This window comes from Streptomyces sp. NPDC087845, assembly GCF_044742755.1.
Taxonomy (GTDB): Bacteria; Actinomycetota; Actinomycetes; order Streptomycetales; family Streptomycetaceae; genus Streptomyces.
This window is the reverse complement of the sequence record NZ_JBIUVC010000008.1, coordinates 386511-406458: the sequence shown is the minus strand read 5'-3', so window position 1 is coordinate 406458 and position 19948 is coordinate 386511. Positions and strand designations below refer to the sequence as shown.

Sequence of the window (19948 nt, the reverse complement as noted above, 5' to 3'; positions counted from 1 at the left end):
TGAGTTCCTTCCCGGACGATTCCGCCGACGCCCTTATGCGCTGCTGATCGAGACCGTGATGCCGCCCTGCACGCGGTGAGTGGATTTCGCTGAAGTCGCTGTTCAGCGGTCAGTTGCGCGGGGGCAGGGACGCCCCGCGCAGTGTTGCGCAGGCCGGTACGAGAGCTGCCGCCAGCGCGCAGACGCACGCGTAGCCGAGGAAGACCGCGGGCAGTCCGACGTGCGGAGCGAGCGCCCCGGTCAGGGGGTAACTGAGGGGAACGACGCCCACGGTGAGGAGGGTCGTCGTCGCGGTGACACGTCCCAGATAGGCAGGGTCGGTCGAAGTCTGGAGCAGGGCGGCGAAGACCGCGCCCGTGAACCCGGCTGCCAGTCCGGCCACCGCCGCTGCCGCGGCGGCGAGGGGGAGGGCGGATGTGGTGCCCAGTGCGCCGACAGCCAGGGACCCCAGCAGCAGGAACCAGCCGCTGAGAGGCACGGCTCGTGGGATGCGGCCGCCCAGGGCCAGGGCGAGCGCGCTGGCGCCCGCTCCGGCTCCGAAGGAGGAGATGATCAGGCCCATGCCTCCGGGGCCCCAGCCCCGGTCCTCGACCAGCAGCACCAGACCGATGTTGAGCGGTCCGGAGAAGCCGAGCTCCACCAGCCACGCGACCGTGATCAGCGCGAGGAGCATCCGGTGGCGCTTGACGTACCGGAGGCCCTCGGCCAGATCATGCCAGGGCGAGGCGGACGGGGTGGGCGAGGTGGACGAGGTGGGCGAGGTGGACGGGGTGGAGGGGGTGGAGGGGGTAGACGGGGCGGCGGCTTCGGAGACGTCCGCGGGGTGCGCCGGCGGGGAAGCGGCCACGCGGAGATTCAGCAGCAGGACGAGGGACAGGGCGAAGACCAGCCCGGCGGCGGCGAAGGCGGCTGCCGGGCCGCCCAGCGACATCGCCGCCCCGCCGACGAAGGGTCCGACGATCACGGCCAGCCGGGTGGCGAGTGTCCGCAGGCCCTGCACCCTGACGAGCTGGTCCCGTGTCGTGATCCGCGGGGGCAGGGCCCCCACCGCCGGCATGAACACGGCGTCGACGACGCCGAAGACGAGCGCCACCGCGGCCAGCAGCCAGACCCCCGGTGAGGCCAGGCCCAGGGCGAGGGCCACCGCCAGGACGACCCCCGCCCGGACGGCGTCGGCGGTGATCACCACGCGCCGGGGCCCCAGCCGGTCGGCGATCACCCCGCCGCCCAGCATCAGTACGGCCCGGGGGACCGCTCCCAGGGCCAGCACCACGCCCACCTGCGCCGGACCGGTCACCCGGGCCGCGGCCCAGGCGAGCGCCAGGAAGTACACGCTGTCACCGAGCAGCGAGGCGGTGTACGCGCCCAGCCAGCGCAGCACGTTCGGGTCGCGGTGGGCGGGAGGTGCGGCGGTGGCCCGCCTGGTGCCCGTCGCCGTTTCGCTTGTCATCTCTGCGGCCTTCCTTCGAAGCCTGCGGGGGCGTGTCGTCAGGGGCGGGTGCCCCGCACAGAGGGGCCGGTCAGCCGGCCGCGGGCGGCTTCGCGAGCAGTTCGGCGAAGACCGCCACGGCGCGGTCGACGTCGGCCGTGGTGACGCCCGCGTGCGTGACCGCCCGGATCTGGCCCGGCCCCAGCTCCTCGACGTTCACCCCCCGGTGGGCGAGCGCGCGGATCAGCTGCCTGGTGTCGCCGATCCGTTCGTCGACGGAGAAGAAGACCATGTTGGTCGCGGGAGTGCCCGGGCGGAGCCGCAGGCCCGGCAGGGCCGCCAAGCCGCGCGCGAGACGGGCCGCGTGGGCGTGGTCCTCGCTCAGCCGGTCGACCATGTCGGTGAGAGCGACGATGCCGCAGGCGGCGACCATGCCTGCCTGGCGCATGCCCCCGCCGAGCATCTTGCGGGCCCGGCGCGCGCTCGCGACGGACGCCCGGTCACCCACCAGAACGGATCCGATCGGTGCGCTCAGACCCTTGGACAGGCATATCTGAACCGTGTCACCGTGGGCGGCGAGCCGTGCGGGCGACACGCCCAGGGCCAGGGCGGCGTTGAACAGCCGGGCACCGTCCAGGTGCAGCGCGACCTGGCGTGCGCGGGCCATCTCGGACACCTGGCCGAGGTAGTCCACCGTCAGGGGAATGCCCCCGCGCCTGTTGTGCGGCGTCTCCAGGCAGATGACCCCCGCCAGGGCGAACTGGGGGTCGTCGCCGTCCACGTCCAGGGCCTCGGCAAGGGCCTCGGGATCGATGGTGCCGTCGGGGCGGTTGTCGAGCGGCTCGTAGGAGATGCCCCCGCACACGGCGGCACCGCCGGCCTCGTAGACGTAGATGTCGGACTCCCGGCCGACGACGGCCTTGCGGCCGCGCTGGCAGTGGGTCAGCAGCGCGGTGAGGTTGGCCATGGTGCCGCTCGGCATCAGGCAGCCGGCCTCCTTGCCGAGGATGTCGGCCGCCAGTGCCTCCAGTTCGGCCACGGTCGGGTCCTCGCCGTAGACGTCGTCCCCCAGGGGGGCGCGTACCGCCGCCGTCAGCATGCGCTGGGTCGGCAGTGTGAAGGTGTCGCTGCGCAGTTCCACCGGCCGGTTGGGGGCGGCCGTGCTGCTCCGGGCGTCGTGCGCGTGGCCGTCGAGAAGAAGTGTCATCGTGTGGCTCCTTGTGTCGCGCATCCGGTGGTCCGGGTGCGGGTGCGCAGGCTGAGCGGGCGCATGTCCGTCCAGAGGCGTTCGATCTCGGTCAGGCAGTCCTCCTTCGCCGCGGGGCTGCCCACCGCGCTCCAGTCGCGCGGGAGGTCCAGGGTCGCGGGCCAGATGGAGTACTGCTCCTCGCTGTTGACCACGACGAGGTATGGCTTCGTTGACACAGGGGACTCCTGTCGGGAAGAGAGAGGGGCTCAGCCGGTGCGCAGGCCGTGACCGAGCGCTCGGGCCAGGCCGGTGACATACGGGGGTGTGGCGATGCTCCAGTGGTCGCCGTCGATCACGGTGTCGTGGAGCTGCCCGCGGGTGCGCATCCGCCAGCTCTCCGGGCGGACTTCGGGGCGGCCGTTCTCCGGGTGCTCGTCGCGCGAGCGGATCAGGTGGATGTCGCAGTCGATGACCGCCGTGCACCGATAGGCGTTGATCGCCTCCTTGTTGGCCAGGTAGACACCCGCCATCCGATTGACGGCGTCGGCCTGCGCCAGCCCGGAGACCATGCCCTGGTCGCGGGCCTGGTCAAGCAGCTCCTTCATGGCGTGCTGGGGCGACAGGGCCGCCAGATCGTCGGGTTCGAGGCGCAGTACCGCCCGGCTGAACCACTCCAGCGGCTGCGTGCTCCGCACCTCGGGCAGATGGCTGTTGATCGCGTCCACCCCGAGAACGGTCGAGTCGATGACGGCGAGATGTCCCACGGGCCGGCCGGACCGTTCGGCCTGGCGGGCCATCTCGTAGGCCACCGATCCGCCCATCGACCATCCCGCCAGGAACAACGGCCCCTCGGGGTACACCTCGTCGATCTCGGCGAGGTAGCGGGCGGCGATCTCCTCGATGGTGAACAGGGGCTGCTCGTCCGGGCCGTAGCCGACCGCCTGCAGCCCGAGGACGGGCCGTTCGGGCTCCAGTTCCTGGACGAGCGGGAGATACGGGAACGGGGTGCCTGCGGTCGGCGGTACGAGGAAGAGCGGCGGAACGCCTGCCGACCCCGGGGACAGCGGTACGACGCAGCCGGCCGCGCCGGAACCGGTGTTCCGCAGCCGGGCGCACAGCTCGCGTACGGTCGGGGTGCGGAAGACGTCCGTCAGTGCCACGTCCTGCCCCAGCAGGGTCTTCATCCGGTCGACCATGCTGACGGCCAGGAGCGAATGCCCGCCCCGGGCGAAGAAGTTGTCCGTGACACCGATACGGGCGTCCAGCACGTCTTCCCACAGCCGCAGCACGGCCAGCTCCAGCTCGTCGCCCGGCTCGACGCGCTCCGCGGCGGACGTCGCGCGGTCCGGGGCGGGCAGAGCGGCCCGGTCGATCTTCCCGTTGGCGGTCAGCGGCAGCGTCTCCAGGGCCGTCAGCGAGCCGGGCACCATGTGGTCGGGCAGCAGTTCGGCGAGCCGGGAGCGGAGTTCGGCCACGTCCGTACCCGCGGGGGAGACGTAGCCGGCCAGCCCGCCGTCGCGCACGACGACGACGGCTTCCCGCACGCCGGGGTGCGCGATGATCGCGGACTCGATCTCGCCCAGCTCGATGCGGTAGCCGCGCACCTTCACCTGATGGTCGGTGCGTCCGACGAACTCCAGCCTCCCGTCGGGGAGATAGCGCGCCAGATCGCCGCTGCGGTACAAGCGGCCGGGGCCGTAGGGGTTGGGCACATACCGTTCGGCGGTCAGAGCCGGGCGGGAGACGAAGCCGCGCGCGACCCCGGCTCCGCCGGCGTACAGCTCACCGGTCGCGCCGTCCGGCACCGGGCGCATGTCCTCGTCGAGGAGATAGATCTCGGTGTTCCAGATGGGCCGGCCCACCGATACCGGTGTGTCGACGGCGTCCCCGGCCGCCAGCACATTGATGACATTGGCCACGGACGTCTCGGTGTGCCCGTACTCATTGGCGACCCGTACCTCCGGCGCCAGTTCGCGCCAGAACGACAGTGCCTGGGGAGTGAGCTGCTCACCACCCACCACGAGATGCCCGGCCGCCCGCGCGGCCGATGCGGGCAGACACCGCTTGAGCGGCTCCAGGTGCGCCGGGGTGAGCTTGACGAAGCTGAACCGGCGCCCGCTGGACAGCAGTTCGGCCAGTCCGGTCACGGGATGCCGGTCCTCGGGGACCAGGGTGACCGTGGTTCCGGCGAGCAGGGGCAGGAACAGGCCGGTCACGGTCAGGTCGAAGGAGAGCGAGGAGTGCACCGGGGCGCCTTCGCCCTCCCAGGCCCGGTACGCCTGGTAGCACCAGTCGAGGTAGTGCAGCACTCCGCGGTGCGTGATCATGACGCCTTTGGGCCGCCCCGTGGAGCCCGAGGTGTAGATGACATAGGCGAGGTCGTCGGGGGCGACGTCGACCAGCGGGGCCGGGCACGGGCCCGCGTAGCCGAGCTCGTCCGCGTAGAGTGCCTCGGCGTCGCAGGGCGGCAGTTGCCCCCGGTACCGGGACGTGGTCACCAGCACGCGGGCGCCCGCCTCCCGGAGCATGAACTCCTGGCGCTGGGAGGGGTAGCCGGGGTCCAGCGGCACGTAGTGGGCGCCGGTCCTGAGGATGCCGAGCAGCACCGGGAGCAGGATCGTGCCGCGCTCGCAGAGCACCCCGACCGGGGTCTCCACCGTGACGCCCCGGGCCATCAGCGCCGCCGCCACATGGTTGGCCCGGCGCTCCAGCTCCGCGTAGGTCAGTTCCTCGTCCCCGCAGCGAACGGCCACGGCGTCTGGGTTGCGGGCCGCGCTCGCGGTGATGCGTTCGTGCAGCAGACCGGGGGTGTACGGGTGGGCGGTGTCGTTGTGCGTGTTCAGCAGCCGCTCGCGCTCGTCGGGCGCCAGGATCTCCAGAGAGCTCAGCGGCGTCCGCGGTGCCTCGGCGAGGCGGGAGAGCAGCGTGGTGAAGTGCGTGGCCATGCGCGCGATGCGGGCCCGGTCGAAGAGCGCGACGGCGTAGTCGAGACAACCGGTGAGCGAGCCGTCGGGATGCTGGACGAAGGAGACGGTCAGATCGCACTTGGCCCTCTCCGAGGGCACGGGCACCTCCTCGGCCGACAGGGCTCCGAGCCGCCCGGGTGTGCCGCTTCCCTCGTAGAGCGCGAACATCACCTGGTAGAGGGGGGTGTGGGCGAGGTCGCGCTCGGGGGCGAGTTCGCGGACCAGATGGGCGAAGGGGAAGTCCTGGTGGGCGTAGTCGCGCAGCACCGACAGGCGGGTCCGCCCCAGAAGCTCTTCGAAGGTCGGATCACCGGACAGATCGCCCCGGGCCACCATCGTGTTGGTGAAGAACCCCACCACGTCCTCGAACTCACTGCGGGTGCGTCCGGCGACCGGGGTGCCCACGGCGAGGTCGTCGCGGCCGGTGTGACGGCCGAGGACCACCTGCACCACGGCGAGGAGCGTCATGAAGGGCGTGGCCCCGGCGGAGCGGCCCGCCTCCGTGACCGCGCGGGCGATGCCGGCGGGCACCTCGAAGGACAGGTTCGCCCCGCGGGTGTCCCGGGTGGCGGGCCGGGGCCGGTCGGTCGGCAGCTCCAGCGTCTCCAGCCCGGCCAGCCGCTCGCGCCAGTACGCCAGGTCCGCCCCGGACGGGGGACTCGACCGCTGCCACTGGGCGAAGTCGGCGTACTGGAGACCGGGTGCCGCGAGCGCCGCCTGTCCGGATTCCGAGTACAGCGCGGTGAGTTCACGCAGCAGGACACCGTAGGACCAGCCGTCGCAGGCGATGTGGTGCACATTGAGCACCAGGACGTGACGCTCGAAGTCCTCGCGGATCAGCAGGGCGCGGAGCATCGGCCCGGTGGTCAGGTCGAAGGGGCGGCCGACGAACTCCCGGAGAACCGCTTCGAGTTCCGGGCCTTCGCCCGGCGGGCCGAGTGTCACCGTCGGCAGGTCCACGGCGGACGGCGGACCGATGTGCTGGACGGGGTCGCCGCCGTCGGCGGTGTACGTGGTCCGCAGCGCCTCGTGCCGGGCGACGAGCAGGCCGAGGCAGTGTCGCAGGAGCGCCTCGTCGAGCGGGCCGGTCAGCCGCAGCGCCAGGGGGACGGCGTACTCCGCGCTGTCCGGATCCATCCGGCTCAGGAACCACAGCCGCTGCTGGCCGTCGGAGAGCGCCAGTGGCCGGGTGCGGTCGGCGGTCGGGATGCCGGCCGGCTGCGTCCGGGGGCCGGCCGGCCCGCGCAGTCGGCGCTGCAGCAACTCGCGGCGCAGCTCGTCGCGCGCGGACGGGCTTACGGTGCTCATGACAGGTCCTCCAGTGAGTGGACGAGCTCCTGCTCGGACATGGCGGCCACCTGGGCCTCGATCTCCTGGACCACCGAACCGGCCAGTGCGGCGACCGTGGTGTCCGTGAAGAAGCGGTGCATGGGCAGATCGACCCCGAAGTCGGTCTGCAGACGCATCCGGACGCGGGCCGCGAGCAGACTGTGCCCACCGAGCGCGAAGAAGTCCTCCGAGGCGTCGGTGACCGGAACGCTCAGGATGTCGGCCCAGATACGGGCGACGGCCTCCTCCGCCCCCGGCGCCGGGGGCCTGCCCGGTCCGCTCGGCGCGGTGCGCGGGAGGGGAGCCGAAGGACTGGGCGGGGCCGGCGGGAGCGGACCCGTGGGAATGTGCGCGGAGTCCGCGATCACCGCCGTCAGCAGTCGCTCGAACCGGGTCACGAACTCCTCGGCGGTGGCGGCGTCGAAGAGAACCGGGGAGTACTCCACCAGCCCGCGGTAGCCGTCGGCGGTACGGGACAGCCCCAGCGCGAGTTCGTAGCGTGCGGCCAGGATGCGTTCGGGACCGCGCTCGACGTCCAGGCCCTCCAGCGTCCAGGACTCCTCGGGGGTGTGGTCCAGCGCGAAGTAGACCGGGGTCAGTGCCGGGCGGGCGGGGTCACGGCCCGCGGCCAGCTCGTCCACCACTGTCTCGAACGGCAGGTGCTGATGGGCCAGGGCCCCGGCGACCTGTTCCTTCGCACCCTCCACGAGGGCGTCGAAGGTGCGGCCGGCACCGAGGTCCGCCCGCAGCACCAGTACGTTGACGAACATGCCGATCAACTCCTGGGCCCGGTCGGTGACCCGGTTGGACACCGGCGTGGCGACGGCGACGTCCGGTGCACCGGCCCACCCCGCCACGGTCGCCTGGAACGCGGCCATCAGCACGGTGAACGGGGTCGTCGAGTGGCGGCGCGCGAGCGCTTCCACCCCGGTGGCGACGGCGGGGGAGAAGACGAAGCGGTGTGCCGCGCCGTCCGTGCGCCGCACCGGCGGCCGCGGCCGGTCGACCGGTGTGTCCAGAGGTTCGAGACCGGTCAGCCGGGCGCGCCAGTAGGCGAGGTCCGCCGCCGCCTCCGCGCTGTGGAGCCGCTCGCGCTGCCAGTGGGCCACGTCCGCGTACCGCAGGGACGGCGGGGTCAGGTCGGGCCCGAGGCCCTGCCGGGCGCGGCGGTAGCCGGCGGCCAGTTCCCGGCGCAGGATGTCGAGCGAGGCGCCGTCGGCCCCCGCGTGATGCAGGGTGAGAGCCAGCACGTGCTCGTCGGGGGCGAGCCGCACGAGGCGGGCCCGCAGCAGCGGATCGGCGGCGAGGTCGAAGGGGCGTGCGGCTTCCGCGGCCACCAGGTCACCGGCGCGGGCCCGCGCGTCCGCGACCCCGCCCAGATCCTCCACCGGGAGCGCGAACTCCTCCCCGGCGGGTTCCACGACGGCCTCCAGCCCGCCGTCGCTCGTGGTACGCAGCCGGGTGCGCAGCGCCTCGTGGCGATGGACGATCGCACCCAGCGCGGCCCGGAGGGACGCGAGGTCCAGCGGCCCGGAGATCCGCAGCTCCAGCGGAATGTGGTACTCGGGGCTGCCCGGGTTCATCTGCTCCAGGAACCACATGCGTTCCTGCGCGGGGGAGGGCGGTGCCACCGCACCGTACGGTGCCCGTGGGATGACGGTGCTCCCCGCATCGCCGCCCGGCTCCCGGACGGCCGCGTCGGCACGCCGGGCCAGGGCCGCCACGGTCGGCGCGTCGAAGACCGCGCGGACGTCGAGTGCCGTGCCCAGCTCGGAGTTCAGCCGGTTCACGGTGTGAACGGCCAGCAGACTGTGTCCTCCCAGCGCGAAGAAGTCCGCCTCCACGTCGCGGACCGGCGTGCCGAGCACCTCGGTCCACACCTGCGCCACCCGCTCCTCCTGGCGGGTGCGGGGAGCCTGCCCGCCCGGCTCGTGCGGCTGGGCACCCGGCGAGGGCAGCGCCTTGCGGTCGACCTTCCGGTTGGGCGTCAGGGGGAACCGGTCCAGCGTCATGAAGAAGCCGGGCACCATGTAGGCGGGGAGCTTCCCGGCGAGGTGGGCGCGGAGCGCGGCCGGCGCGAGGTCGTCCTCGGTGGCCTCCGGTGCCGGGGTGAGGTACGCGACCAGACGCCGGTCGCCGGGGCCGAACTCGTGCACCGTGACGGCCGCCTGGCCGACGGCGTGGTGTTCGGTCAGCCGGGCCTCGATCTCGCCGGTCTCCACGCGGTAGCCCCGGATCTTCACCTGGTGGTCGTTGCGGCCCAGGAACTCCAGCTCCCCGTCGGGCAGCCGGCACGCCATGTCCCCGGTGCGGTACAGACGGGCCCCGGGCGGGCCGTACGGGTCGGGGACGAAACGCTCCGCGGTCATTCCGGGCCGGCCGTGGTACCCGTGCGCCACCCCGAGGCCGCCGATCAGCAGCTCGCCGGGAACACCGAGGGGGGCGGGCCTGCCGTGGCGGTCCAGGACGTGGCAGCTGGTGTTCGCGATGGGACGGCCGATGGGCAGCGCCCCCTTTCCGCGCAGGTCCTCGGCACGGATCCGGCGCACGGTCGACCAGATGGTGGTCTCGGTCGGCCCGTACATGTTCCACACCTGTCCGGCGGCCGCGACCAGCGGGGCGGCCACGTCCGGGGTCAGTGCCTCACCGCCGACCAGTGCCGTGAGACCGGCGAGTTCAGGGGCGTCCTGGAGCAGCCGCCAGGTGGCCGGGGTGGCCTGCAGCACCGTCGCGCCGCTCGTGGCGATCAGGGCGCGCAGCCGGCCGCCGTCCACGGTCGTGTCCCGGTCGGCGATGACCAGCCGGGCGCCCGCCGTCAGCGGGAGGAAGAGTTCGAGTGCGGCGATGTCGAAGGACGGCGTCGTCACGGCGATCAGCACGTCGTCCGCGTTCATGCCCGGCTCACGGCCCATGGAGGCCAGGAAGTTGACGAGTGCCCCGTGGGGCACCGCGACCCCCTTCGGACGGCCCGTGGAACCACTGGTGAAGATGGTGTAGGCGAGCGAGGCCGGATCGGTGACGTCCACCGGCGGCGTGGCCGGCAGCCGGTCGAGCGCCGGCCCGAGGCCGTCGAGCGCCAGCACCGGCGCCGTCGTCGGCGGCAACTGCCCGGACAGGGAACGCTCGGTGACCACCAGCGCGGGCTGTGCGTCCCGCAGGATCAGTTCGATGCGGTCGGCCGGCTCCCCCGGGTTGAGCGGCACATAGGCGGCGCCCGCCTTCAGCACGGCGAGCAGGGCGACCGGCAGGTCCAGGCCCCGTTCGAGGAAGACGGCCACCCGGTCGCCGGTACCGACGTCCAGGGCGCGCAGATGGTGGGCCAGCCGGTTGGCACGGGCCTCCAGGGCGGCGTAGTCGAGCTTCTGGCCGCCGAAGACGACGGCCGTACGGTCACCGCACTCGGCGGCGCGGGCGGTGATCAGACCGGGCAGGAGCGTGCCCGGCAGACCGGCCGCGGTGTCGTTGCACTCGACCGTGAGCAGCCGGTGCTCGGCGCTCGGCAGCAGCGACAGCTCGCTGATCGGTGCGTCGGGGCGGGCCGCCGCGGACGCCAGCAATTCCAGCAGGCGGTCCGCGAAGCGGTCGGCCGTCGCCTCGTCGAACAGCGCGGTCGCGTACTCCAGGTTGAGTTCCAGCGCCCGGCCCCGGTCGCGGAAGAAGAACGACAGGTCGAACTTGGCCACGTCGCCCGGGACGGCGATCTCCGTGACGTCCAGTCCGGGCAGCGACCAGCCCTCGCCCGTACCCCGGTCGAGCTGTACGAAGGCCTGGGCGATCGGATTGCGCGAGGTGTCGCGTCCGGCGGCCAGTTCACGCACCAGCACGTCGAACGGCAGCTCGCAGTGGGCGAACGCGTCCAGCACGGTGGTGCGTTCGCGCCGGACCGTCTCGGCGAACGAGGGATCGCCCGACAGATCGCCGCCCAGGGCCAGCGTGTTGATGAAGCAGCCGACGACGTCCTCCAGTTCCGGGCGGTCCCGTCCGGTGATCGTCGAGGCGAGTACGAACCGGTCCTGTCCGCTGTGCGCCTGCAGCAGGACCCGTACGCCCGCCACCAGCAGCGCGTACAGACCGGCGTCGCACGCGGTGGCGAGCTCGCGCAGCCGCCGTGAGAGCTCCGTGCCCAGCCGGCGCCTGCGGTTGGCGCCGGCGAAGTCGGACACCGGGGGCCGCGCCCGGTCCGTGGGCAGGTCCAGCACCTGCGCCTGGTCCGCCAGTGCGGTACGCCAGAAGCCGAGCTCCGCCTCCTCCACCTGGGCCACCCGCTGCCGCTGCCAGGCCGCGTAGTCCCGGTAGGTGACCTCGCCACGGGCGGGGTCGCCGCCCGCGTAGAGCGCGGCGAGGTCCCTGGCCAGCACCGTGGTCGACCAGCCGTCGGTGGCGGTGTGCGGCAGGGCCAGCACGAGGACGTGCTCGGTGGGGTTCATCCTGATCAGTTCCGCGCGCAGAACCTGCGCGCAGGACAGGTCGAACGGGGCACGGCTGACCTGGAGCAGACGATCCGTCAGTGCCGTCTCCCGTGCCGTGCCGTCCAGTTCGCCGAGGTCGACGACGGGCAGGGTCACGGCCGCCGGATCGGCCACGGTCTGGAGCGGGCAGGTCTCGCCGGCCACCAGGGCGGTGCGCAGCACGGCATGACGCTCCGTCAACCCGGTGAGGGCGCGCCGCAACGCCGCCGTGTCCAGGGCGCCGCGGATCCGCAGGGCGTGGTAGACGTTGTACGCGTGGGTGTCGGCGTTCAGCCGGTCGATGAGCCACATCCGCTCCTGCGCGAACGACGCGGGTGCCGGACTGTCCGCGGGCAGCGACGGTATCCGCCTGGCGGGGGCGCGACGCGCGGCCCCGACCCGGTCGGCCAGCAGCGAGCGCTGCCGGTCCGACAGGGCGGGAGCGTGCTGGGGTGAGGGTGCGGTGCTCATGATGTCTCCCGTTCGTCCGCCTCGACGGCGTCCAGTTCCGCGAGCAGAAGCCGCTCCACCGCCTCCGCGGTGGTCTGCAAGGTCCTCGCTTCGAAGATCAGGCTGAGCGGTATCTCGGCGTCCAGAGCCGCCCTCAGCCGGGCGACGGCGCGCGTGGCCAGCAGGGAGTGGCCGCCCAGATCGAAGAAGTTGTCGTCCGCGGAGACCCGGGGCACGCCGAGCACCTCCGCCCAGATCTCGGCGGCGAGCTCCGCCACCGCACCCTGCGGGGCGCGGTACGCGACGCCCTCCATGGCCGCCGGGTCCGGCGGCGGCAGCGCCTTGCGGTCCGTCTTCCCGCTCGCCGTGGTGGGCAGTCGGGGCAGTATCGCCAGCGCCGCCGGCACCAGGTAGCCGGGCAGGCGTTCCCGCAGCCGGGCCCGGAGCTCGGCCACCGTCAGGTCGCAGCCCTCCTGCGGCACCACGTAGCCCGCCAGCCGTTTGTCGCCGGCGTCGGCCGTCCACACGGTCACCGCCGCGTCGCGGACCCCCGGCAGCTCCCGTACCGCCTGCTCGACCTCGCCCGGCTCGACCCGGATGCCCCGGATCTTGACCTGGTCGTCCTGCCGGCCGAGGAAGGTCAGCGCTCCGTCCGCGCGCCGGATCCCCCGGTCGCCCGTGCGGTAGAGCCGTGCACCGGCCGTGAAGGGGCTCGGCAGGAAGGCCGCGGCCGTCTTGACGGGGTCCGCGTGATAGCCGCGGGCCAGGCCGATGCCACCGATGTACAGGTCTCCGGGCACACCCACCGGCACCGGGCGCAGATACCGGTCCAGGACGTGCACCTCGTTGTTGGCGATGGGCGAGCCGACGCTGACGGAACCGGGTACGTCGCAGTCCTCGGCGGAACAGTGCCGGGCCGTGGAATCGATCGACACCTCTGTCGCGCCCCACTGGTTGTGCAGGACGGCCCCGTCGAGCGTCCGGGTGAACACCTTCAGCAGCTCCGGGGTGAGGGCCTCGCCGCTGGAGATGACGTGGCGCAGCGCGCCCAGCCCCGCCCGGTCCTCGGGCCGCACGCTCTCCAGGAACAGCGCGAGCATGCTCGGCACGAACTGGAGGACGGCGACGCGGTGCCGCACGGCCGCGTCCCGGATGGCGACCGGGTCGCGGTGCAGGCCCGGCTCCAGCAGGACGACGCGGGCACCGACCATCAGCGGCCAGAAGCACTCGACGGCCGCGTCGTCGAAGACCAGCGTGGTCTTCTGGAGCACCGCCTCGTCCGCGCGGAGCCGGTAGGTGTCCTGCATCCACCGCATCCGGTTGACCCAGCCGCGGTGCGTGCTGGCCACTCCCTTGGGACGCCCGGTGGAACCCGAGGTGTAGTACACGGAGATCAGGTCGTCGGCCGAAGCGTGGGTCCGCGGCGGATGGGGCGCGCTCGCCGGCCGCACCGGAACGAAGGCGCCGTCGTAACCCGCGGGCGTCGCCGCCCCGTCGTTGATCAGGCACACCGGTGCGCCCGCGTCGCCGAGGACGTCCAGAACCCGGGCGTCCGGCGCGTCGGCCTCGATGGGCACGAAGCAGCCGCCCGCCTTCAGCACCGCCAGCAGCGCGACGATGAGCTCCACCGAGCGGTCCATCCGTACGCCGACGGGAACGTCCCGGCCCACGCCCAGTGCCCGCAGCCGCAGCGCCAGGCCGTTGGCCCACTCCTCCAGCTCCGCGTAGCGCAGCCGCCGGTCGCCGTACTCGACCGCGACCGCCTCGGGGGTAGCGGCGCTCTGACGGGCGATGAGTTCGTGCAGCGTCTCATGGGCCGGACGTGCGACGGCCGTGTCGTTGACGCCCCGCACCAGATGATGTTCCTCGGCCGGGCCGAGCATCGACGCCGCGTCCACCGGTTCGCCGGGACGCGCCACCAGTTCGGCCAGCAGCGCCGTGTAGTGACCGGCCAGCCGCTCCACGGTCTCCGCGTCGAACAGCGCCACCGGGTACTCGACGCTGCCGGCCAGGGAGCCGTCCGGCAGTTCGCGCAGCGCCAGGAAGAGGTCGAACTTGCTGGTCCGGGAGTGCACCGGCAACGGGTCGCAGGCCAGACCCTTCAGTTCCCACAGCTCGTCCATGCCGCTCTGCAGGGCGAAGACCAGCTGTACCAGCGGGTTGCGGGACAGGTCCCGTACGGGCTGGAGCTCCTCCACGACCCGGTCGAAGGAGACGTCCTGGTGGGCGAGGGCCGTCACGGTCGACTCGCGGACCCGCCCCAGTACGGTGGCGAAGTCGGGGTCGTCGCCGAGGTCCGCGCGCAGCACGACCGTGTTGACGAAGTGCCCGATCAGCTGTCCGGTGTCGGGGTGTTCCCGACCCGCCACGGGAGTGCCCACCGCGAAGTCGCTGAGTCCGGTGTACCGCCCGGCCAGTACGTGGAACGCGGCCATCAGCACCATGAACGGGGTCACCCGGTGGGCACGGGCCAGGTGGTCCACCTGCCGGGCGAGGGGGCCGGGCACCGTGAAGGTGTGCAGGGCGCCCGTGCGGTCCCGGACGGGCGGGCGGGGGCGGTCGGTGGGCAGCTCCGCGACCTGCGGCATGGCGGCCAGTGCGGTACGCCAGTGGTCCAGGTCGCCGGGGTGGTCCGCCCGCCAGGCCGCGTGAGCGCCGTAGCGCACGGGCAGCGGTGGCAGATCGGGGGTCCGGCCGGCCAGGAAGGCGCCGTACGCCGCGCTGACCTCCTGGGCCAGCAGCCCCAGTGACCAGCCGTCCGCGGCGATGTGGTGGACGCTCAGCGCGAGCACGTGCTCCGTGGCACCGAGACGGCCCAGGGACGCGCGGAACACCGGCCCCCGCGCCAGGTCGAACGGGCGGGCGGCCTCGGCGCGCAGGAACGCCTCGGCATCGGTGACGTCGGTCAGCGGGAACGGGACCGGAGCGGGTTCGGAGACAACCTGCACGGGGCTGCCGTCGTGCTCCTGGAAGCGTGTGCGCAGGGGTTCGTGGCGTGCCACCACCGTGTCGAGCGCCGCCCGCAGCGCGGCCACGTCCAGCGGTCCGGTCAGCCGCAGTGCCCGCGTGATCAGGTACTCGGGGCTGCCGGGGGCCAGCCGGTCGGCGAACCACAGGCCCAACTGCGCGGGGGACAGCGGCGCGTGGCCGGAGAAGGCGGGGATGTGCGCCGCGGTCACGGCTGGCGCGGCGGCCTCGGCGGCGAGGGCGCCGAGCGTGGGGGAGCGGAAGAGGGCCTGAACACCGAGTGCGGTGCCGAGCCGCCGGCCGAGCCTCGCGACGACCTTCGTGGCGAGGAGCGAGTGCCCGCCGAGGTCGAAGAAGTCGTCGTCGAGCCCCGGCCGCTGCACACCCAGCACCTCGGTCCAGATCTCCGCGACCGCCTTCTCCTGAGGTGTCGACGGAGCCCGGTAGGGGCGTTCGGACACCGTGTGACCGGGGTCCGGCAGCGCGGCGCGGTGCACCTTGCCGTTCGGGTCCAGCGGGAAGGAGTCCAGCTCGACGAAGGCCGACGGAACCAGGTGCTCCGGCAGGGCCGCGCGACAGAACGCCGCCAGTTCGTGCCGGTCTCCCGCGGCCGCGCCCACCACGTACGCGACGAGGCGCTTGCCGCCCGCGCCGTCCGCACGGGCGACGACGACACAGCGCTCGACACCGGGGTGGGCGCCGAGGCGGGCCTCGACCTCGCCCGGCTCGATCCGGAAGCCGCGGATCTTCACCTGGTGGTCGGCCCGTCCCACGAACTCCACGTCGCCGTCGGCCCGCAGCCGTACCAGGTCACCCGTGCGGTACATCCGCTGTCCCGGCTCGAAGGGGCAGGCGACGAACCGCTCGGCGGTCGGCGCGGGCCGGCCCCGGTAGCCGCGCGCCAGCCCCGGCCCCGTCACCATGAGTTCGCCCGTCACTCCCGGGGGGACCTGGTGGAGATGGCGGTCGACGACGTAGACACGCGTGTTGGTGATCGGCGGGCCGATGGGAACGGGGCCGTCGGCGGTGGTGATGCCCCGTTTCACACAGGTGAAGGTGGTGCACTCGGTGGGGCCGTAGCCATCGCTCACCTCGACGCCGGTGGCCGCCACCAGCGTCCGCACATGGGCGGCGGACACCACATCGCCGCCGGTGAGCAGGTGCCGCAGCCCGTCCAGGCAGGACGGGTCGCTCTCCACCAGGGAATGGAAGAGTCCGGCAGTCAGCCACATGGTGGTCACCCCGTGGCGCCGGATCAGCGCGCGCAGTGTGCCGGCGTCGGGCAGAGCCGGCGGGTGCACCGCCAGTCCCGCGCCGTTGCACAGGGCTCCCCACAGCTCCCACGTGGACGCGTCGAAGGACAACGGGGCCAGCAGCGCGAGGACATGATCGGGCGTCAGATTCGCGTACCGCGCACCGTGCACCAGCCGCACCACGGCCCGATGACTGACCTCCACGCCCTTGGGACGCCCGGTGGAGCCCGAGGTGTACATGATGTACGCCAGCTGGTCGGGCGCCGGACCGGTGCCGGGCGGCGTCACCGGCATCCGTGCCACCTGCTCCTGGATGTCCTCCCACACGAGCACGGGGCGGGGCAGCCGGGGTGCGAGGTCCCGCTCGGCGAGCACCAGCGTCGCGCCGGTGTCGTTGAGCATGAAGTCGATCCGGTCCGCGGGATAGGCCGCGTCCAACGGGACGTAGCAGCCGCCGGCCTTCAGGACGCCCAGCAGCGCCACCACGAGGTCCGTGCCGCGCTCGAAGCAGACGGCGACCGGGGTCTCCGCACGCACGCCCCGTGCCCGCAGAAGATGTGCCACCTGGTTGGCACGGGCATCCAGCTCCCCGTACGTGACCTCGCCGGCCTCGGTACGCAGGGCGACGGCCCGGGGCCGGTCGGTGGCCTGCCGGGCCACCAGATCCGAGACGGTCCAGTGCCCCAGGTCGAACGCCGTGTCGTTGACGGTCCCGCGCAGTCGGTGCTCCACGGGCTGCTCGGTCAGCGGGCGCGTCATCAGCGGCAGACCGGGGCGGCCCGTCAACTCGTCGAGCAGAGCCACGTAGTGGCGCGCCAGGAGGTCGATGGTCGCCGGATCGAACAGCGCCCGGGGATACTCGATCCATCCCTCCATGCCGCCGTCCGGCCGGTCCTCCAGGGAGACGAAGAGATCGAACTTGCTGGTACGGGTGTCGGCGGGCAGTTCGTGCACCGTCAGCCCGTCCAGCCGCCAGGAAGCGGTGGCGGCGCTCTGGTGCGCGAAGACGATCTGCGCCAGCGGGTTGCGGGAGAGGTCCCGCTCCGGCTGAAGGGCCTCCACCACCTGGTCGAAGGGCGCCTGCTGGTGTTCGAACGCGGCGAGGGCCCGCTCGCGCACCCCGCGCAGCAGATCGGCGAACGTCATGTCGTCGTCCAGCGTCGCCCGCAGCACGAGAGTGTTGACGAAGAAGCCGATCAGCTCCTCCGTGTCCGGATGGTCCCGGCCGGCCACCGGTGTGGCGACGGCGAAGTCGCGCTCGCCCGTGTACCGCGCCACCAGCACCTCGAAGCCCGCCAGCAGGGACATGAAGAGACTGGCTCCGCAGGTGCGGCCCACCCGCGCCACCCGGCCCACCAGCTCCGGTGTCAGCCGAAACGCGTGACGAGCGCCCCGGACATCGGTCCGCTCGGGTCGCGGACGGTCGGTCGGCAGCTCCAGCACCTGGGGCATGCCCGCCAACTCCGCACGCCAGAACGCGAGATCGTCCCGCGTGTCCTGGGCGCTCTGCCAGGCGGCCACGTCCGCGTACTGCACGCGCAACGGCGGCGGCGAGACCCCTGCCGAACGGTGCGCGGCGCTGTACAGCCGGGTCAGTTCACCGGCGAGTACGGCCAGCGACCAGTCGTCGGCGACGATGTGATGCAGACACAGCACCAGAATGTGCTCCTCGGCGCCGGTCCGGCCCAGGGCCTGACGGAAGACCTCGCCCGCGGACAGGTCCATCGGAGCCGAGATCTGCTCCGCCACGAAGCGCGCGACGTCCTGTTCGCTGTACAGAGCCGTGACGGTCAACGGCCGCACGTCGGCGGGGAGCACCTCCTGCAGGGGGCCGTCGTCGGTCTCCACGAACCGGGTGCGCAGGACCTCGTGCCGTTCGACGAGCGTACGCAGCGCCGAATCGAGGGCTCTCCCGTTCAGCGGCCCGTCCAGGCGCAGAGCGACCGGGACGAGATAGTTGGCGGCGTCCGGGTGGAGCCGGTCGGTGAACCAGAGCCGGGTCTGCTGCGGGGAGAGCGGGGCCGGTGCGTCGGCGTCGCGCCGCGGTATCTCCCGCACCGCGTCGCCGGTACGGGGAGCGGTGAGCAGCCGGGCCAGTGCGGCAGGGGTGGGCGCATCGAACACGGTACGCATGTTCAGAACGATGCCGAGCCGGGACCGGAGCCGGCCGAGGAGCCCGGCGACCAGCAGTGAGTGCCCGCCCAGATCGAAGAAGTCGCTCTCCGCCGTTACCTCGGCGACCCCCAGCACCTCCGAGAACAGCTCGCACAGCAGTTCCTCGTCCGGGGTGCGCGGTGCACGCCCGCTCGGCCGTGGGGCGGCCTCCGGCAGCGGCAGGGCGGCCCGGTCCAGCTTTCCGTTGGGGGTACGCGGCAGATCGTCCAGGACGAGGACCGCGGCCGGGCACAGATGCGCGGGGAGCAACCGCGCCAGATGCGCGCGCAGTTCCTCGGGCGTGGCGTCCGTGACGGCATACGCCAGCAGCCGCTTCCCGCCCTGCGGAGCCTCGGCCACCACGACGGCCGCCTGCGTCACCGCCGGATGACCGGCGAGCGCGTGCCGTACCTCCGCGGGCTCGACCCGGAAACCCCGGATCTTGACCTGCTCGTCGCTACGGCCGCAGAACTCCAGCGCGCCGTCCGCCCGGTGGCGGGCGAGATCGCCGGTGCGGTACATCCGCTCACCCGGTGCGCCCATCGGGTCGGCCACGAAGCGTTCGGCGGTGAGCGCGGACTGTCCCAGGTAGCCGTGCGCGAGACCGTCGCCCGCGACGTACAGCTCACCCGTGGTGCCGGTGGCCACCGGCCTCAGCTCCGCGTCGAGCACATACGCCCGCTTGTGGGCGACGGCGACGCCGATGGGGACGGACGGGCCGGTCAGGTCGGCCGCGCGGATGGTGTGCGCGGTGGTGTAACCCATGCTCTCGGCGGGGCCGTATCCGTTGGTCAGCCGCACGTGCGGGAAGGCGCGCAGGGCCTTCGCCGCGTGCGTCGCGGAGGCCGGTTCGCCGCCGGTCATCGCGTGCTGGAGCCGGGCGAACATCTCCGGGTGCTCGTCCAGGAGGTGGTTGAACAGGCTCGCGGAGGCCTTGAGTACGGTGACCCGGTGTTCCCGCGCGAGTGAGGCCATCAGCTCCGGGTCGGGGAGCTGGCCGGGCTGAAGGACACAGGTACCGCCCGAGAGCAGCGGACCGAGGAGTTCGGTGGCGAAGGCGTCCCAGGAGACGGGGGCGCTCTGCAACCAGACCTGACCGGGGCCGAAGGAGGCGTACCGCTGGCCGGTGAGTGAGGCCACCAGGGCGCGGTGGGGGCTCACCACACCCTTCGGAGTGCCCGTCGACCCGGACGTGAACATCACGCAGGCGACGTCCTCGGGGGACACCTCCGGCCGTGGATCGCCGAAATCCGCTACCTCGTCCGGAAGGTGCGCCGGGATCAGCATGCCGACTCCGGGCCAGCGCGTCCGGTCGGCCAGGTCGGCGCTGGTGACGCAGACGGTCAGCCCGGTGGCTGCGACCACGGCACGCAGCCGCTCGTCCGGATGACCGGGGTCGAGCAACGTGTAGGCCGCCCCGGATTTGAGGACGGCGAGCAGCGCCGTGACCAGGCCGGGGCCGCGCTCCAGGTGTATTCCGACCAGCACACCGCGCCGCGCCCCGCGTGCGCGCAGCTGCCGGGCCAGCCTGTCGGCACGGGCGTCGAGGTCGCCGTACCCGATCTGCTCGGAGCCGAACACGAGGGCGGTGGCATGCGGTGTCCGCGCTGCCTGCTCCTCGAACCTCTCGTGTACGCACGCGGTAGCCAACCGCTCCGCTGTCCTTACCGACCCGGTCACTTCAACCATCTCCAGCTGCCATGAGAAGACTCTTCGGGGACGAGCACGTTGCCCGCGGGGCGTTGCGTCCGGTCAGGCATCCC

Annotated in this window: 6 protein-coding genes; all 6 read right to left on the bottom strand. The window is 72.9% G+C overall.

The window, feature by feature from the left end; all coding sequences use genetic code 11:
* Window positions 1-109: 109 nt before the first annotated feature.
* The 6 genes from ACIOMQ_RS22660 to ACIOMQ_RS22635 all read right to left on the bottom strand — a co-directional run bounded on the left by ACIOMQ_RS22660 (window position 110) and on the right by ACIOMQ_RS22635 (window position 19835).
* Window positions 110-1450 (bottom strand): MFS transporter, encoded by a 1341-nt coding sequence (locus ACIOMQ_RS22660; RefSeq protein WP_402190031.1) that lies wholly within the window; start codon window positions 1448-1450, stop codon window positions 110-112.
* A gap of 70 nt (window positions 1451-1520) precedes the next feature.
* On the bottom strand, window positions 1521-2636 hold the full coding sequence (locus ACIOMQ_RS22655; protein ID WP_401754320.1) for a GntG family PLP-dependent aldolase: 1116 nt from the start codon (window positions 2634-2636) through the stop codon (window positions 1521-1523).
* Window positions 2633-2854: an MbtH family NRPS accessory protein gene (locus tag ACIOMQ_RS22650; RefSeq protein WP_362206528.1), complete on the bottom strand. Its 222-nt coding sequence runs from the start codon at window positions 2852-2854 to the stop codon at window positions 2633-2635. The genes ACIOMQ_RS22655 and ACIOMQ_RS22650 overlap by 4 nt, the downstream gene beginning before the upstream one ends.
* A 30-nt stretch (window positions 2855-2884) precedes the next feature.
* Window positions 2885-6892, bottom strand: a complete 4008-nt coding sequence (locus ACIOMQ_RS22645; RefSeq protein WP_402190029.1) for an amino acid adenylation domain-containing protein — start codon at window positions 6890-6892, stop codon at window positions 2885-2887.
* The gene (locus tag ACIOMQ_RS22640) at window positions 6889-11832 is read right to left on the bottom strand and encodes an amino acid adenylation domain-containing protein (RefSeq protein WP_402190026.1); all 4944 of its coding nucleotides are present in this window, start codon (window positions 11830-11832) and stop codon (window positions 6889-6891) included. Before ACIOMQ_RS22640 ends, ACIOMQ_RS22645 begins: the two co-directional genes overlap by 4 nt.
* Complete coding sequence (locus ACIOMQ_RS22635) at window positions 11829-19835, bottom strand: amino acid adenylation domain-containing protein (RefSeq protein WP_402190023.1); 8007 nt, start codon at window positions 19833-19835, stop codon at window positions 11829-11831. The genes ACIOMQ_RS22640 and ACIOMQ_RS22635 overlap by 4 nt, the downstream gene beginning before the upstream one ends.
* Window positions 19836-19948: the final 113 nt, after the last annotated feature.

Bases quoted from the DNA above. Each gene is read 5' to 3' on its own strand.
- ACIOMQ_RS22660 (WP_402190031.1), bottom strand. From the start codon at position 1,450: ATGACAAGCGAAACGGCGACGGGCACCAGGCGGGCCACCGCCGCACCT.
- ACIOMQ_RS22655 (WP_401754320.1), bottom strand. From the start codon at position 2,636: ATGACACTTCTTCTCGACGGCCACGCGCACGACGCCCGGAGCAGCACG.
- ACIOMQ_RS22645 (WP_402190029.1), bottom strand. From the start codon at position 6,892: ATGAGCACCGTAAGCCCGTCCGCGCGCGACGAGCTGCGCCGCGAGTTG.
- ACIOMQ_RS22640 (WP_402190026.1), bottom strand. From the start codon at position 11,832: ATGAGCACCGCACCCTCACCCCAGCACGCTCCCGCCCTGTCGGACCGG.